This window comes from Blattabacterium cuenoti (assembly GCF_014252095.1).
Taxonomy (GTDB): Bacteria; Bacteroidota; Bacteroidia; order Flavobacteriales; family Blattabacteriaceae; genus Blattabacterium; species Blattabacterium cuenoti_F.
Genome location: NZ_CP059210.1, coordinates 25,773 through 42,853, shown reverse-complemented (window position 1 = coordinate 42,853; position 17,081 = coordinate 25,773). Strand labels below are relative to the sequence as shown.

10 protein-coding genes, 3 tRNA genes and 1 other RNA gene are annotated in these 17,081 nt (G+C 26.8%); 3 read left to right on the top strand and 11 right to left on the bottom strand.

Annotated elements, in window-relative coordinates; translation table 11 throughout:
- Positions 1–162 precede the first annotated feature (162 nt).
- Entirely contained in the window at positions 163–1,608 is a 1,446-nt protein-coding gene (locus H0H45_RS00170; RefSeq protein ID WP_238785222.1) for a lipopolysaccharide biosynthesis protein, read from the bottom strand.
- Positions 1,609–1,737: 129 nt separating this feature from the next.
- Here H0H45_RS00170 and clpP point away from each other — a divergent pair, with 129 nt between their 5' ends.
- Complete coding sequence (clpP, locus tag H0H45_RS00165; protein ID WP_185866618.1) at positions 1,738–2,430, top strand: ATP-dependent Clp endopeptidase proteolytic subunit ClpP; 693 nt, start codon at positions 1,738–1,740, stop codon at positions 2,428–2,430.
- A 9-nt stretch (positions 2,431–2,439) separates the two neighbouring features.
- Here the strand turns inward: clpP and H0H45_RS00160 are convergent.
- The 6 genes from H0H45_RS00160 to H0H45_RS00135 all read right to left on the bottom strand — a co-directional run bounded on the left by H0H45_RS00160 (position 2,440) and on the right by H0H45_RS00135 (position 9,249).
- Positions 2,440–2,513 (bottom strand) — tRNA-Arg (locus tag H0H45_RS00160).
- 16 nt (positions 2,514–2,529) lie between these two features.
- Positions 2,530–2,604: transfer RNA gene (locus H0H45_RS00155), tRNA-Pro, on the bottom strand.
- An 8-nt stretch (positions 2,605–2,612) separates the two neighbouring features.
- Positions 2,613–2,698, bottom strand: a tRNA-Ser gene (locus H0H45_RS00150).
- 72 nt (positions 2,699–2,770) lie between these two features.
- Positions 2,771–4,780 carry an HD family phosphohydrolase gene (locus H0H45_RS00145; protein WP_185866617.1) on the bottom strand — a complete coding sequence of 670 codons (2,010 nt, stop codon included), beginning with the start codon at positions 4,778–4,780 and terminating at the stop codon, positions 2,771–2,773.
- Positions 4,781–4,911: 131 nt separating this feature from the next.
- Positions 4,912–5,433: an Lrp/AsnC family transcriptional regulator gene (locus tag H0H45_RS00140; RefSeq protein ID WP_185866845.1), complete on the bottom strand. Its 522-nt coding sequence runs from the start codon at positions 5,431–5,433 to the stop codon at positions 4,912–4,914.
- Positions 5,434–5,766: 333 nt separating this feature from the next.
- Entirely contained in the window at positions 5,767–9,249 is a 3,483-nt protein-coding gene (locus H0H45_RS00135) for a translocation/assembly module TamB domain-containing protein (RefSeq protein ID WP_185866616.1), read from the bottom strand.
- 25 nt (positions 9,250–9,274) lie between these two features.
- Here H0H45_RS00135 and tsaD point away from each other — a divergent pair, with 25 nt between their 5' ends.
- Positions 9,275–10,306 carry a tRNA (adenosine(37)-N6)-threonylcarbamoyltransferase complex transferase subunit TsaD gene (gene tsaD / locus H0H45_RS00130; protein WP_185866615.1) on the top strand — a complete coding sequence of 344 codons (1,032 nt, stop codon included), beginning with the start codon at positions 9,275–9,277 and terminating at the stop codon, positions 10,304–10,306.
- A 1-nt stretch (position 10,307) separates the two neighbouring features.
- Here tsaD and gcvP read toward each other — a convergent pair whose 3' ends face one another.
- A complete protein-coding gene (gcvP, locus tag H0H45_RS00125) occupies positions 10,308–13,208 on the bottom strand; it encodes an aminomethyl-transferring glycine dehydrogenase (protein ID WP_185866614.1) in 2,901 nt (966 codons plus the stop codon).
- An 81-nt stretch (positions 13,209–13,289) separates the two neighbouring features.
- Between gcvP and mdh the strand changes: the two genes are divergently transcribed.
- Complete coding sequence (mdh, locus tag H0H45_RS00120; RefSeq protein WP_185866613.1) at positions 13,290–14,219, top strand: malate dehydrogenase; 930 nt, start codon at positions 13,290–13,292, stop codon at positions 14,217–14,219.
- A gap of 30 nt (positions 14,220–14,249) precedes the next feature.
- Here the strand turns inward: mdh and lnt are convergent, their stop codons facing one another.
- The 3 genes from lnt to rodA all read right to left on the bottom strand — a co-directional run.
- Complete coding sequence (lnt, locus tag H0H45_RS00115; protein WP_185866612.1) at positions 14,250–15,947, bottom strand: apolipoprotein N-acyltransferase; 1,698 nt, start codon at positions 15,945–15,947, stop codon at positions 14,250–14,252.
- Between the two features lie 28 nt (positions 15,948–15,975).
- Positions 15,976–16,381, bottom strand: a transfer-messenger RNA (tmRNA) gene (gene ssrA / locus H0H45_RS00110).
- 92 nt (positions 16,382–16,473) lie between these two features.
- The coding region (rodA, locus tag H0H45_RS00105; RefSeq protein WP_185866611.1) for a rod shape-determining protein RodA at positions 16,474–17,081 on the bottom strand (608 nt) is incomplete at its 5' end.

Sequence of the window (17,081 nt, the reverse complement as noted above, 5' to 3'; positions counted from 1 at the left end):
TTCTTTTAATAAAAAAATTTTTTCTTTTAAGTTTATATAACTTAACATAAAGACCCGTTGGGATTAATTTTCTTCCCAAGAAATTTATGTATATGGATTTCTCAACATCCGCTTTTAATACATATGAGTATTGATTATTTTTTTTATGCAAAATTTATTTTTCTATTTATTTTTTAAATTCTTTTTTTCGAATAAGAAGACAATAATTATATACAAAAATTGTAAAAAAATACTAATTTCTATCCTATTTTCATGATGAACCATATAGACCACTAAAAAAAGGGCAAATAATAAGTGAATGACAATCTTCCAAGTTTTTCTGAAAAATTTAAGGAAATTTTTTTTCCCCCAAAAATATAGAACTAAAACCATACTTCCATAAGAAGCAAGTGTTCCCCAAGCCGGAATCATAAAACTGCTATGAGGAATGAGGATAAACACTATATTAAATAAAACGGTGATCAATACTCCTACTAAAGAGATATAAGTTCCAATAATAGGCTTATCTATAATTTTGTAGAAAATGGATAAATTTGTATATATTCCTAGAAATAGGTTCCCCATCATTACTATTGGAATAATAGAGATGGCGAGATGATATTTTTTATCAATTAAGAATTTTATAAGAATAGAAAGATTTCCACATATTAATACGTAAAATATTAAACCAAATATGATAAAAAAATAGGTGATTTTTTCGTAAAAATATTTTGCATCAGCATCTTCAGATTTTTTAAAAAAAAAAGGTTCGATCCCTAATCGAAATGCACGAATATATAAACTCATAAAAGACGCTATTTTATAACAAGCAGAATAGGCCCCATTTATTTCATCAGAAAGCCATCTTTTAATCAGAATTTTATCAAGATTTTCATTAATAGAAAAAGCTATAGTTCCAAGCATAATTGGAATTCCATAATTTAACATCTTTTTGGCAAGAATTTTATTAAACTTTCTTATGGTAACTTTTTTAAAAAGGATAGGCATAATTAAAAGAAAATTACTTAAAGATGAAACCATATTTGCAAAAAAAATGTAGCCTGTTTTATCTGTAAAAGAATTAACTAACTCAAAAATGGAAGAAAAAAAAGTATTTTTTTGGGTATAAAAAGAAAACATATATATTATCATAGTGGATTGCAATAATATATTTATAACATTTATCGTAGTGTATTTTAAAGCCATTTCATTAGCACGAAGCCAAGCCATAGGAAGAATACAAATAGTATCAAAAAATATAATTAAAAAAAACATGAAAAAATATTCTGGATGATTTTTATATCCAGCAATAGAAACTAAATATTTTATCGAATTAACTGAAAGTATTAAAAAAAAAGAAGTTATCAAAAATTGAACAACAAAGCCGGTTGAAAAAACGACTTCATTGTTGTGGTCTTTTTTAGATATAAATCTGAAATAGGTATTTTCTAATCCAAAAGAAAGAAATCCTATGACTATAAAAGATAGAGCATACATATCCGTATAAAGAGAAAATTCTTCTCTTCTTAAAGATTTTGTAAAAAATTTTAAAAAAGCATAATTAATAATCTTGGGAAAAATGGATCCTATCAAATAGATTATGGTTTGAATAACTAATTTCTTGTACAAATTCAATTTTTTTTATTCGGTTTCTAATTTCTGCTTTTTTTTTGTCCAATTTTTTATTAGAATTTTTTTATTCAGGACAGGAGATGAATATATAGTAAGTAATTATGAATAAATTTGTATATAAAAAATATGGACTATCATAAAAAACATTCGGAAGAATTTAAGAAATATGCAATAAAACATCAAAGAATCAATAGTTTGACTATTGATCAATATATTAAATTGATGACTCCTTATATTGTTGAAGAACGTAAATTAAATGTAGCTCAAATGGATGTTTTTTCTCGTTTAATGATGGATCGTGTTATTTTCTTAGGAACTCCTATAGAGGATCAAGTAGCCAATATTGTACAAGCACAATTATTGTTTTTGCAATCTGTAGATTCTTTGAAGGATATACAAATCTATATTAATTCTCCAGGAGGAGATGTCCATGCTGGGTTGGGAATATATGATACAATGCAAATTGTAGAACCAGATGTAGCCACTATATGTACAGGAATGGCAGCTTCCATGGCAGCTGTTTTGCTTTGTTCTGGAGAAAAAAATAAAAGATCTGGATTAAAACATTCTAGAGTGATGATTCATCAGCCTATGGGTGGAACACATGGACAAGCTTCAGATATTGAAATTACAGTTCGTGAAATTTTAAAGTTAAAAAGAGAACTTTATGAAATTATCGCTATTCATTCGGGATCACCTATAGAAAAAATAGAAAAAGATGCTGATAGAGATTATTGGATGACTTCTGAAGAGGCTAAAAAATACGGAATGATAGATGAAGTTTTAAAAGAAAAAGTATCTAAAAAAACATCTGAATAACCGAAAAAATGATCACGACAGGATTCGAACCTGCGACCGACTGCTTAGAAGGCAGTTGCTCTATCCATTTGAGCTACGTGATCTACAAAACCCCACCGGTCGGGGTAGCAGGATTTGAACCTACGATCTCCTGGTCCCAAACCAGGCGCGATAACCAAACTACGCCATACCCCGTTTTTTTGCGGAGAATGTGGGATTCGAACCCACGCAGTATTTATCATACCGACAGTTTAGCAAACTGTTCCGTTAACCACTCCGGCAACTCTCCAAGAAGTCTTTCTACAAATCTAAAATAGATCCATTTAATAAACAAATCTATTCAGATAAATTGACTGATTATTTAGTTAGGATACTCTATTCTAGTATGATAAATATTTATCAATTTCTTTTGAAGAACTTTTTTTATTTTTTCTATTTCTTTCAAAGTTATATCTGCATTAGAAAATTGATTTTCTTTTTTCTGTTTATTAATAATATTTTCTACTAAATTTTCTAGATCTTTATTAGATGGATTTTTTATACTTTTAGAGGCGGCTTCTATAGAATCACATATCATCACAATAGCTGTTTCTTTAGAAAATGGTTTAGGTCCAGAATATTGGAATTTTTTTTCATCGACCATCATATTTGGACATTTTTCTTTTTGCTTTTCATAAAAATAATGAATAATACTATTTCCGTGATGTGTGCGTATAAAATCCGTAATGGTATCAGGTAAATGATATTTTTTTGCTAATTCTATTCCAATTGTCACATGTTCCAAAATAATTTTTGCGCTTTCTTTTGGACTTAGTTTTTCATGAGGATTTAATAGGAGGTTATGTTGATTTTCGGTAAAAAAAATAGAATTTTTTATTTTTCCTATATCATGATAAATGGCTCCTATTCTTGTTAATAAAGAATTAGCTCCAATAGAAACCGCTGCTTCTTCTGCTATATTCGCTACTGTTAAAACATGTTGAAGAGTTCCTGGAGCTTTTTGAGAGAGCAATCTTAAAATAGGGGTATTAGTATCGGAAAGTTCTAATAAGGAAATATCTGAAGTCAGATTAAATAATTTTTCGAAAAGAAATATCAATGGATGAACAAATAAAGTCAATACACCGCTAAAAAAAAATAAGGAAAAAGAATACAAGGAAATACTTTCTAATGATCCTTTTCTGATTAAAGTTAAAGAACAAAAAATTATTATATAAGTAATAGTTATTTTTCCTATCGAAATAAATAGGTTGGCCATTTTATAAATGTTTTTTTTTGTTAAAAGGACTAAAAAACCTGTAATAACTTGAAGAAAGATAAATTCGAAACTATTTGGCGTAATTAAGGATAATAGTAAAATTGTTGTCAAGTGGATAATAAGACTCAAGTTTAAATTAAAAAAAGCACGAATGCTTATGGGAAGAATACAAAAAGGAATTAGATATAATATTTTAGAATGATATTTTAAGGTTATAATTGTTATTGACGATATTAATAATATATTAATTATCAAAAAATTTATTTCTCTGTTATTTTGAAATATTTTATTCTGAAAATAAAAAAGATATAAAAACAGTATCAAAAATATCGTACTGATTATTAAAAAATATCCTAAAATTAAACCATAGTCCTTTTTTTGATTCCATACTTTAGTCTCATATTCCTCTCTAAATAAGGATAAAATTTGAAACTTTTCTCCATTGATAACCTCATTTTTTCTAATAATTTTTTCTCCTTTTGCAATAGTTCGTTTTATTCTAATAATGGACTTCACTTTTTCATGAAAAATATCTTCCGTATAGTCTCTTTTATAATAAAGATTTGGAACTATCATTTTTTTTAATGTTCGTTTTAAACGATAGTTATTTTTTATTTTCTTGTCAAGAAGATTATTTACTTTTTGAGAAGTGTAAATCTTATTAGACGATACGGGAATCCCATATTTTTTTTCTTTATAAAAAAAAAGAAGATTATTCTTAGGAACAAGCTTGGCATCTAAATATCCATATCGGTATATCGTGTTGATAATCTTACGAGATTTGTTATATAAGAATTTATTTTTTCTTATGAAGGAAATTTTCTTTAATTTTTTTTTTATTTTTCTGATTACATGTGGTTTTTTATCAAAAAAATGACTTTTATTCTCTTCTAATTTTTTCATTTCCAAAAAAATATCTCGTTCATTTTTTGGAACTATCAAATGAAATGGGGAAAATAAATCTTCGTGATTCCAAATTTTCCCTTTAGAAAATTCATATTTAAAAATCTCTTTTTTTGGGAAAAAAAATGTTAATGATAAGATTGCAATAAGAGTAACGAAAATCTTATCTACGATATTTTTATATGTATAAAATCTTAAGAATTTAGCCATTTCCTTAATAAAAAATTGAAGCTATGCAATTTTTTGGAAGGATGAAAAAATAAGAATACTAAAACATGACAAAGAAAATTTTCTATATTTTCAAATTAATTGTATTTTATGTCTCTAATCGAATGAGAAAATTATGTTTTTTTTTTCTTATAAGAGGGTTTCTTTTTTTGTAAAATATTAGAAAGTAATCTATTTTCATCATTAATACTTTCTTCTAAACAAATCGTAGATTCTGTTCTAAGTACTCCTTTTATTTCTCCAATTTTAGAAATCACATCTCTAGCATCTGAAGGATCTCTAGCTATAATTCGACAAAAAAGATTATACTTACCGGAAGTAATATATAATTGGACAATATTAGGAATTTTTTTTAGTTCTTCTTTGACTAATTTTGATTCTCTAGAATCGGATAATATTCCAACAAAAGCAATTAGATGAAACCCTAATGATTCATAGCCTATTATCAAAGTACTTCCTTTTATGATTCCAGCCTCTTCTAATTTTTTCACTCTGACATGAACAGTTCCAACTGATAAGGGTTTAATTTCTTCGCTTATTTGTTTACTGATTTCAGTATATGGGGTTCTAGCATTTATATTCAGTTTTCTGACAATGGTATTGTCTATTTCGTCTGTATTATATCTTAGAATCATTGTTATATATTTTTTTTTTTGAATAAAGGTATTAAAAATACCAAGATACAAAACTTTCTTTTGAAGACCTATTTCCTTCTTTTTCAAGATATTTTTTATACAGAAAATCTTTTCCTATCTATAAAATCTTCCAACGATATGGTATAAATAATTCCGCTAGTTAAAATAGATAAAAATTGAATACTTCTTTTCTCATTTTCATGATTCTTTCTGAAAAAGAATATTCCTACTTATATGAGGTTTCTGTATGTTTCCATGAAGATTCATTTTTACATTCTGTCAATATTAGATTTTCATGGTTAGGATAATAATTGGACAAGTCCATATATTCTATTATGTTAGATCTTGTTTCCAATTCATAATTGGGATTTTTTCTTGATTGGAAAAATGATAGCGGCCATCCGTAACGAAATATTTTCCACTTATTTGGACTTTTTTTTTGGGCTTTTTTTCTAAAATAAGAAAACCCTTTCCTCTTAATTCCAGAAAATTTTCTAATTTATCGTCTAATAATATGGATACTTTTGTTTTTTCATCTATATCTGTTTTTATGTTTAAAGATAGGGAGTCCTCTTTATTTTCAATTTTTTTTATTTTCTTATTTGGATGAATATTAGGATCCATCAACTCAATAAAATCTTTCTTTTGATTTTTGGAAGATCCATTTGGATTAATATATAAATGAGAAGAACTTAAAATGTTTCCTTTTTCCATGCAAATGTTTACATCATCATTTTTTTTGATTATTTGAATCTCTCCTTTAGAAAAAATTTTTCCAAAAAAAGATGTATTAGGTTTTTTTTCTGTATTTAAAACAAGTAATTTTTTGGTATCTATAGATAGATATCCATTCCATTTCAAAAAATTTTTATGGAAAAAAACTCCATTTATGCATCCTGTTGTATTGTATTTTATGTCTCTAAAAGAAAAGTTTTTTAAAATGCAGGATTTATAAAAAAGACTTATATAGGCTGGACTGGTCATTTCATAATCCGTATTTATAGAATTGATTTTTATTCCAACTTTTTTAAGTTCTAATTTTCCAAAATAATGCGGATTTTCTAATCTTCCAAAAATTCGTATTTTTCCGGAAATAAAACCTCTAGCTTCACTATCCATTTTTTTCCATAAAAAAGGGAAATCACTTATGTTGAAATTTTTAATACTTACCTTCCAATTGAGTTTATATTTTTTTTTGAATTCGTTATTAATATTTCCAGAAAATGAAAAAATTTCAGAAGAGTCTTTATTCTTCAATATCCCATGAATTTCAGAATTATTTTTAGAACGAATAAAAAAATTTCCAAGAACCTTTTTTTCAATTGAAATATTTTTAATATTGATATTTATATTATTGGGTTCAATTTTTTTTAAACCCACTTTAAAAACCAAAATGCCATTTGCATAACCATTTATCATAAAGTCTTTTTTTGGAAGTATTTTTTTTAATTGAATATTATTCAATAATATTTTAAATTTCATATCATTTTCTTGATGAAAAGAAGATTTGATGACAATTTTTTCATGATCATTATCTGATGATAATATGATATTATCAATGATATATTTTTTATTTTCCAAGTCTATTTTTATTTTCCCTATATTCCTATTCATTTGATTGATAATAAACCAATCATATCCATTGATATTCAATTTGGAAGGTAGTATAAAAAAAATCCAAAAATTCCTATTATAATTAATTTTTTTAAAAAGAAAATTTAGTGTTTGTTTTTGAAATTCTTTTTTTTTGAATTTGAAAAAAAAATTGAAATTGATTATTAAAAAGTTTTTTTTGTCAAAAATGGAAAGATCTATTTTTTTAGATAAAAAATTATTAAATGATATTTTTTTGATATATAACTGAATTTTATTCTTTACAAAGGAATTTATTTTAAGATAAAAACGATCAATTAATATTTCCTTGAATTGGATCTTTTTTGTGAAAAGACTCATTTTTATTACATCATTTTTGTATAGTCCTGATAATTGAATATCTGATAATATTTTTATTTTTTTTTGCAAATTCATCAATTTAAAAAAGCCTTTTTTAATTGAAAAATGAAAAAAAGCATATTGTTTTTTTATTATAGGATTCTTCTTAAAACGAAGATTCTTTCTTAAAGAAGAAATCTCCTTTTTTATAGATGTAAAAAAATCTTTCCATATAAAATTTCCATGAATAGAACCGGTAATTATATCGGATATATCTATGAAAAAACTTTTTTTGGATTCATTTTTAATTAATAGAATTTTCATTTTTTTGAAAAATTGATTTTCATTTTTTGTATTAATACTTAGAAATAATTTTTGAAAATTATTATGGATTTGTCCATGACAATTGATTTCGATTCCTGAATCAGGAAAAGGACAAGAAAGGGTAATAAAAAAGTGATTCAAACTATTTTGAATATTCTTTTTCAAAGAAAAATTCTTATAGATTCCTTTGAAATTGAAAATCCATAAACATGAGGGAATTCTTAATGGGATTAAAGAATCCATACTTTCTTTTCTTTTGGTTGAAATTCTTCCTAGATATTTAATATTTAGATTATTAGTACGAGAAATACAAGCATAGATGTGAGATGTAAAAGTTTTGGAATGGATGTTCCCATTTATTTTCATCCATTTTTTTTTGAAAATTAAATCTCCTTTGTAGGAAAAAATATGGTTAAAAGAATTCAAAAGATTTAATTTCGAATGATAAGAAGATGGAAATATTTTTTTTATTTCATGAACTGAAGTTTGAAAAACAGTTTTTAAAAATTGAATCTCTCTCCATTCTTTTTTTAGATTATAAAAAATATTAATTTTTTCTGAAAATATTTTCTTGAAAAGAATATTTTTTATATAAATTTTTGAAAAAGAAATTTTTTCATTCAATTTTCCATTTATAAATCCATGAACGGAAAAAATGAGTGGAAAACTCTTTTTTTTAGAAAAGTTTGAAAAAAATATACTGATGAAATCAGAACCTAATTTGGATCCTTCAAAGATTTCTCCTTTTATGCTCATATTCTTTTTATCCACATTATTTTTATTCGCATTATAAAAAAATGTAACTTTTCCTTTCAAATGGCTATCAGATGTTCTTAGAAAAAAATTGTGGATTTTTAACTTCGAAGTAAAATAAGTAAAATGACAAAAAAAATTTTCTATACGATAATTTTTTCTTTTTATATATCCATTTAATTTTAGAAAAAAAATAGTGGCTTTTATTTTTTGATCTTCATCTATTTTTATATTTCTTATTGAAGTAGAAAAATTATTTTTGTAACTTTCTTTAGAGTTAAAATTTTCATATACTAAATGAGCATTTTTTATTTTAAAATTAGAACAACTAATAGTTTGGATAGAGTTTTTTTTATTTAAATCTCTTTTTAGGATAAATTCTTTGAAAAAGGTAAAAAAACTGTTTTCTTTTTCATTTAAATACTTTTTGACAAAAATTTTAGGATTTTCAAGTATTAGATTTCCTATATTTAGACATTGAGAACTTATAAAAAAATATTGAAAAAAATTTTTTATAGATATTTTACATTTGGATAAATGAATCAAATAAAAGTGATGATGATCCATAATCCTCACGTCGGAAAGATGAAATTCTTTTTTAAAAAGATTCATAGACACATTTTTCACACGAATTCTTTGACCAAGATGGGTATTCATTTTTTTCACAAAAAATGCCGTTATTTTTTCTTGTATCTCTTTTCGATAATAAAAAGTTGTGCTAATTACTCCTAATAAGAAAATAGCTATACAAAGGATATAGATATTCTTTTTTCTAAAAAAGAATTTTATTAAAAATCCATGATTCATTTCTAAAGATATTGTTATTTTTTTTATGAAAAAAAAACTTATTGTCATTGGGATAGAATCCTCGTGTGATGATACGGCAGTCTCTATTATAAAGAATAGATGTGTATTATCGAATGTTATAATTCGTCAAAAAATTCATAAACAATATGGAGGAGTCGTCCCAGAAATAGCTTCAAGATTACATGAGAAATCTCTCATTTTAGCTGTAAATAAATCTATATCCTATGCAAGGATAAATAAAAATCAAATTGATGCTGTATCTTTTACGCTAGGTCCAGGACTAATAGGTCCTTTATTAGTAGGTACTTCTTTTGCAAAATCTTTATCAATGGGATTAAAAATTCCTTTATTAACTGTCAATCACGTACAAGCACATATCCTTTCGCATTTTATACAAAAAGCTAATATGAATAATACTTATCCTAAATTTCCTTTTTTATGTTTAATGATTAGTGGAGGACATACTTTAATAGTAAGAGTTAACGATTTTTTTCAAATGGAAATATTAGGATCGACCTTAGATGATTCCGTAGGAGACGCTTTTGATAAAATAGCTAGAATTTTAGGATTTTCTTATCCTGGAGGTCCTTTATTAGATCATTTTTCTATCAATGGATATTCTAAAAAATTTAGGTTTTCTAAACCCTCAGTAAAAGGATTAAATTTTAGTTTTAGTGGTTTGAAAAGCCAGGTATTACAGTTTATAAACAATAAATTACAAAAAGATTCCTTTTTTGTAAAAAAAAATTTATCCGATTTGTGTGCTTCAGTACAGAATATTATAGCCGAAATTCTTTTGGAAAAAGTGTTAAAAGCTACCTTAAAAACAGGAATTTTTAGAGTAGCTTTAGCAGGAGGAGTTTCTGCTAATAATGAGATTAGACGACATTTTATTCTTTTTGCAAAAAGAGACAAAAAACTAGAAATTTTTCTTCCCAAAAAGGAATATTCTACAGATAATGGAGCTATGATAGCCATCACTGGACTACTTAAATACGAAAAAAATATATTCGATTCCATGAATGTCACTCCATATTCTAAATTAAAAACATTCTAGACTAAGTACATCTACAAATTAGATTCCTATCTCCGTATCCATCATCGATTCTACTAATAGAGGGCCAAAACTTTCTCTCTTTTACCCAATTCAATGGATAAGCTGCTTTTTCTCTAGTATAAGGATAAACCCATTGGTTGTCTGTTAATAAATCTAAACTATGTGGAGCATTTTTTAATACATTTTCTTTTTCAGAAAATTTCCCTTCTTCAATTTCATGAATTTCTTGACGTATGTTTATAAGGGTTTCAATAAAACGATCTAATTCTTCTTTAGATTCACTTTCCGTAGGTTCTATCATCATACATCCTTCTACAGGAAAAGATATAGTAGGAGCATGAAATCCATAATCCATCATTCTTTTGGCTATATCTATAACTTCTATCCCAATTGATTTGAAAATTCTACAATCTATAATCAGTTCGTGTGCTACAGTATCATTTTTTCCAACGTATAATATTTTATAATCATTTTTTAATTTTTTCTTTATGTAATTAGCATTCAATATAGATATTTCCGTGCATTTTTTGAGTCCATCTGGACCTAGAAGACGAATATAAGCATAAGAAATTGTTAAAATTAGAGAAGATCCATATGGAGAAGAAGATACGGTCAATGTTTTTTTATTTTTTTCATTTTGAAGAAAGGGATGATTTGGAAGAAAAGGTTGTAAATGAGAAGCAACACAAATAGGACCCATTCCTGGGCCACCTCCTCCATGAGGAATGGCAAAAGTTTTATGCAGATTCAGATGACATACATCTACACCTATTTTTTCTGGTTTCATTAATCCAATTTGTGCATTCATATTGGCTCCATCCATATAAACTTGTCCTCCATTTTTGTGAACTATTTCTATAATTTCTTGAATATGAAATTCGTAAACTCCATGAGTTGATGGATATGTAATCATTAATACGGATAAAAAATCTTTGTTTTCTTTTACTTTTTTTAACAAATCATTTTGATCTATGGATCCATCTTTCTTTGTGGAAATTAAGATAACTTTCATTCCAGCCATCATCGCAGATGCAGGATTGGTTCCGTGTGATGAAGAAGGAATTAGAGCTACATTTCTTTTATCTTCTTGTAAAGAGTGATGATAAGCTTTGATAACCATAAGTCCAGCATATTCTCCTTGAGCCCCTGAATTAGGTTGTAAAGATATTCCAGGAAATCCAGTTATTTCTTTTAGGTATTTTTCTAAATTTCTTATAATAAACTGGTATCCTTTTGTTTGTTCCTTAGGAACAAAAGGATGAATATTTCTCCATTCGTATTGGCTAAGAGAAAATAATTCTGCAGATGCATTTAATTTCATGGTACATGATCCTAATGGAATCATAGAATGAGTCAAAGAAAGATCTTTTCTTTCTAGTCTTTTAATATAACGCATAAGTTCATTTTCTGAATGAAACTTATGAAAAATTGAATGGGTTAAAAAATTAGATCTTCTTTTTAAAGAATTAGGAATTTTACATTTTTCCTCTTGATTTTTTTTGAAAAAAAATTTATAGGTATTTCTTTCCATTTTTTTATGATTATTAACTTCATGAAATATAGAAAGAATATGATGAATATCCTCTTCACAAGAAGTTTCGTCTAAAGTGATTGTCATCATATGACAATCTACATATCGGAAATTAGTTCTTCTTCGTTCAGCTATTTTTTTGAGTTTTTCTAAAGAAAAAATTTCTGGATTTTTTATTCTGATTCTGAGAGTGTCAAAATAAAAGGAGTTAATTTGCTCTATTCCATTCACAGTGTGGATCAATCCATTTTCTAACTTTTTTGTCCATTTATGAATATTTTCTGCAATTATTTTTAATCCTTTTGGACCATGATATAAAGCATACATAGAAGCCATGATAGCAGGCAATACTTGTGATGTACAAATATTTGAAGTGGCTCTTTCTCTTTTTATATGTTGTTCTCTTGTTTGCAAAGCCATACGAAATGCTTTTTTATTTTTTCTATCCACAGATTCTCCAATAATTCTTCCTGGAAGAAAACGTTTATACTTTTCAAGAGTCGAAAAAAAAGCGGCATGAGGCCCCCCGTATCCCATAGGAATCCCAAAAGATTGAGTAGATCCTACTACTACATCCGCATTCCATTCTCCAGGAGGCGTTAATAAGGTTAGAGATAAAAGATCTGCAGATACTATCACCGATATATCTTTTTCTTTTGCATATTTTACTGTTTCAGTATAGTCATAAATTTCTCCTAAAGAGGAAGGATATGGAAGGAGTAATCCGAATATATTTTTTTTTTGATATTTTTTTAATTCTCCATGAAAATCTTGAATTAATTTGATTCCTAAACCAAAGCATCTAGTCTTGAGTATGGATAATGTTTGTGGAAAAATTTCATCTGAAACGAAAAAATAAGGATCATTTTTTATCCGTTTTCTTCTTAGACTTTCTTTATAAATCATAATCATGGCATCAGCTGATGCAGTTCCTTCATCTAACATAGAAGCGTTACTAATTTTCATGGAAGTTAGATCTGAAATCATAGTTTGAAAATTGATTAAGGCTTCTAAGCGCCCTTGAGATATTTCCGATTGATAGGGAGTATAAGGAGTATACCAATTTGGGTTTTCTAAAATATTTCTTTGAATTACGGCTGGAGTAATAGTATTTTTATATCCCAATCCTATATAAGAACGAAAAACTTTATTTCTTTTGCTAACTCGAAAAATATGATTCAAATATTTATATTCAGAAATAGAATTCGGAAGAATTAAATTTTTTTTTAAACGTATTTCTTTTGGAATTGTTTTATGGATTAACTCTTTTAGGGAGCTACATTTTAAGATTTTCAACATTTTGTTAATTTCTTCCAAAGACGGACCTATATGTCTGAAATAGAATTTTCCCTTAATGAAATCCTCATTCATAAAAAATAGAAATTGTGTTTATATTTATAAAACCTATAAAACCTTACAAAGTAAGATAAATATTTAATCGTTTAAAAAAAAATGAAAGTTACTATTATTGGAGCGGGAAATGTTGGAGCTTCATGTGCTAGTCTTTTAGCTGAAAAAGATATCGTAAATGAAATCGTTTTATTAGATATAAGAGATAAATTTGCCGAAGGAAAGTGCTTAGATATATCTCAAATGTTCCCTATTATTGGTTCAAACACTCATATTATTGGCTTTACCAATGATTATTCAAAATCTAAAAATTCTGAAGTAATTATTATTACTTGTGGAATCCCTAGAAAACCTGGAATGAGTCGTGATGATTTAGTAAATCATAATGCAAAAATTATTCATTCTGTAACTAAAGAATCTATTCGTTTCTCTCCAAAAGCAAAATTTATCATCGTTTCTAATCCATTAGATGTAATGTCCTATGTGAGCTATCTTACAGCTAAAGTGGATTCTTCTCGTGTGATTGGAATGGCTGGAATTTTAGATTCAGCTAGATATCGCTATTTTTTGTCTGAAGAATTAAATTGTTCTCCTCATGATATACAAACTTTATTATTAGGTGGACATGGAGATACGATGGTTCCTTTATACAGATATACATCTATATCTGGAATTCCTATTATGGAATTTATATCAAAAGAAAAAAATCAAGTAATTATTGAAAAAACTAAAAAAGGTGGAGAACAAATTGTAAATCTTTTGGGAACTTCAGCCTGGATGGCCCCTAGTGCTTCCGTACTACAAATGGTCGAGTCTATTATAAAGGATTCTAAACGAATTTTATCATGTTCTGTTTTTTTAAAAGGAGAGTATGATTTGAAAAATGTTTACCTAGGAGTTCCAGTTATGTTGGGAAAATCTGGAATAGAAAAAATTATAGAATTAAAACTGAACCAAGAAGAAAAAAATCTTTTAAAAAAATCCGCTAATCATGTAAAAAATATGATCAAAAAATTGGAAAATTTTCATTAGAATATTCTGAAAAGAAATTTATACAATCTTTTATCCAGATTTCAAAATCAATTTTCTTATATAGATACGATATACTATTGTATAGATAAAAATTATTATAGAAGTTATAATACTAATTTTAGAAAAATAATCTCCATATTTTATATAAAAAGTTTTTTTTCTATTCAGACGAACTTTTGATGATAAAACCCCATCCCTTCCATAAGGAAGGAAAGAAAGGATTTGCCCTTTGTCATCAATGATACAAGAAACTCCTGTATTTGCGGACCTAGCAATATATTTTCTATTTTCAATGGCTCTAAGACGTGCATAATACAGGTGTTGCTTATAACCTTGTGAAAAACCCCACCAACCATCATTAGTAATGATAATCATAAATTCTGCATTTTTTTTGAAAAATTTAGAAACATATTCTCCAAATATAGATTCATAGCAAATAATAGGTGCTACCTTGATTCCTAAATCAGGATGTATAAATACAACCGGCTCCTCTTGTTTTCCATGTTCCATGACAGACCCTCCAAAATTCAGCAATATATTTCCTAATATAGGAAAAAGAATTCCTTTGTAAGGAAAAGTTTCTACAGCTGGAACTAATTTAGATTTGTGATGAATCTCAATATTGTCATCAGATGTTCCTATTTGTATCACAGAATTGAATATATCCAACCATTGGATCCTTTTTTCCTTTTCCATAAAAATTGGGGTGGAAGTTTTACTACTACTATTAGTATAGGATAAAGCATATAATTCTATACCTGTAATAAATACAGTCTTTGGATATTTTTTTTTTAGATGATTTCTAAATAGAGAAATTAAGCTCTCTTGAGTTAGATGATCCATAGAAATTTTATGACCATATCCAGGCAATACCGTTTCAGGGGCTATAATAAAATTTTTCTTACCAGAAAAAATTTTTTTATCTATCAATGTTTGCAATTTTTTGATCAATTTTTCCGTTGAAATTTTATATTTCTGGTGATATGGATCAATATTGGGTTGTAAAATAAAAACATCTACAGTCTCATCTCTTCCTTTCCATTCCTCACATTTTGAATATAAATAATTTGAAATAAAAATAAGGAAAAATATTTTTCCTACATTAAAAAAAATATTTTTATATAAAGTGAGTTTATTCTCATTCTTTTGATATTCAGTAATCGATTTCATGAGTCCTATATTGACACTCCATATCCATAGAGTCCCTCCTAAAATTCCAGTATATTCATACCATTGAATCCATTCTGGATGATTAGAAAAACCATTTCCTAGATTCAACCAAGGCCAAGAAAGCTCCCATTCTAAGTGCATTTTTTCAAACGATATCCATATACAAACTAAGAATAGGTCTCCTATATTTTGATCTTCTACATTTTTTTTTACATACGAATAAATTGAAAATACAATCGACATAAAAAAAGAATTAAGCATAACAGGAATCAAATAGGCTTCTATTATAGCAAAATCTCCATTAGGTTTTTTTGCATAAGATAACCACCATGTAGAAAGAGCGTTCCAGGTAAAAAAAGTAAGAAAGGACCAGAAAAAAATTTTTTTGAAAGAAGAATAACTCAAGGATTCTTCTAGATATAATAAAGGAACAAAAGCGATGAATAAAAACAAAGGATTCCCATAGGTAGGCCATCCTAATCCTAACAAAAATCCTGAAAGAAGACTACAGAAAAAAAATTGTATTCTTTTGTTGTTTTTGAAAGAAACAGAACTCACAATACAATTAAAAAATTGATCAGATGAAAAGTGGAGCTGGCGGGATTCGAACCCGCGTCCAAACAAGTACGAAAAAGGAGTTCTACATATTTATCCAAAGTCTATTTTTTTTAGATTAGAATCGTTCTTTGGATTCCTCATCTAATCCTAGATTCAGAATCTAATTGGAAAACTTAAGAATCATCCGTTTTCTTATCCTTATATTTTGAGTACCTCTATATCATCAGAAACTATAAGGAGGATTTCTGAGAGATATTTTGCTTCTGTGTCTTACAGATCAAGCTATAATGATAATATTATTTTTCATTAAGCAGCAAAAGCGTATTGTTTTTCGCCATTTATACTTGTAACGCGGTATTTACGTGTAACTCCTTACGTAACACGATATGCTTTCCTTTGTCAATAATCTTGCTGTCTATTCCAAAACCAGCCCCTAATTTTAATAAAAATCTGAACTAAAGATAAACAAATAAAAATTATTTATATCAGTATTCACGAAGATTTTTTCATGATGAAATGCTATTTATTATAACAAACTTGTTTGATTTGAAACGTCTAATCGAATAAAAATAAATAATAAAACGGTGAAAGACCAAAGAGAAGATCCACCGTAACTGAAAAAAGGTAAAACAATCCCTATGGTTGGAAATAATCCCATAACCATTCCTAAATTGATAAGGATGTGGATGAAAAGAATATTTCCTACTGAGTATCCAAAAATTCTTCCAAAAGGATCTTTTTGTCTTTCAGATAAAAAGTATATACGACTAATAAATAATAAATAAATTATAATTAAAGTAACACTTCCTATAAACCCCCATTCTTCTCCTACCGTACAAAAAATATAATCTGTATGTTGTTCTGGCAAAAATTTTCCTTTTGTAATGGTTCCTTTTTGATATCCTTTTCCAAAAAATTTTCCAGAACCAATTGCTGTTTTTGAATAAAGTAGATTATACCCTACGTTTTCTCTGTATTTTCTATCAAATTCATTTTGAAATAGGATATTAATTCTATCCTTGTGATGTTTTTTCAAAAATTTTTGATAAAAAAGTGGAGAAATAAAAACAAAAATAGAAAAACTGATAATAAACAAGAGATAAAAAAATAAATCATTTATGGATCTTTTTTTTT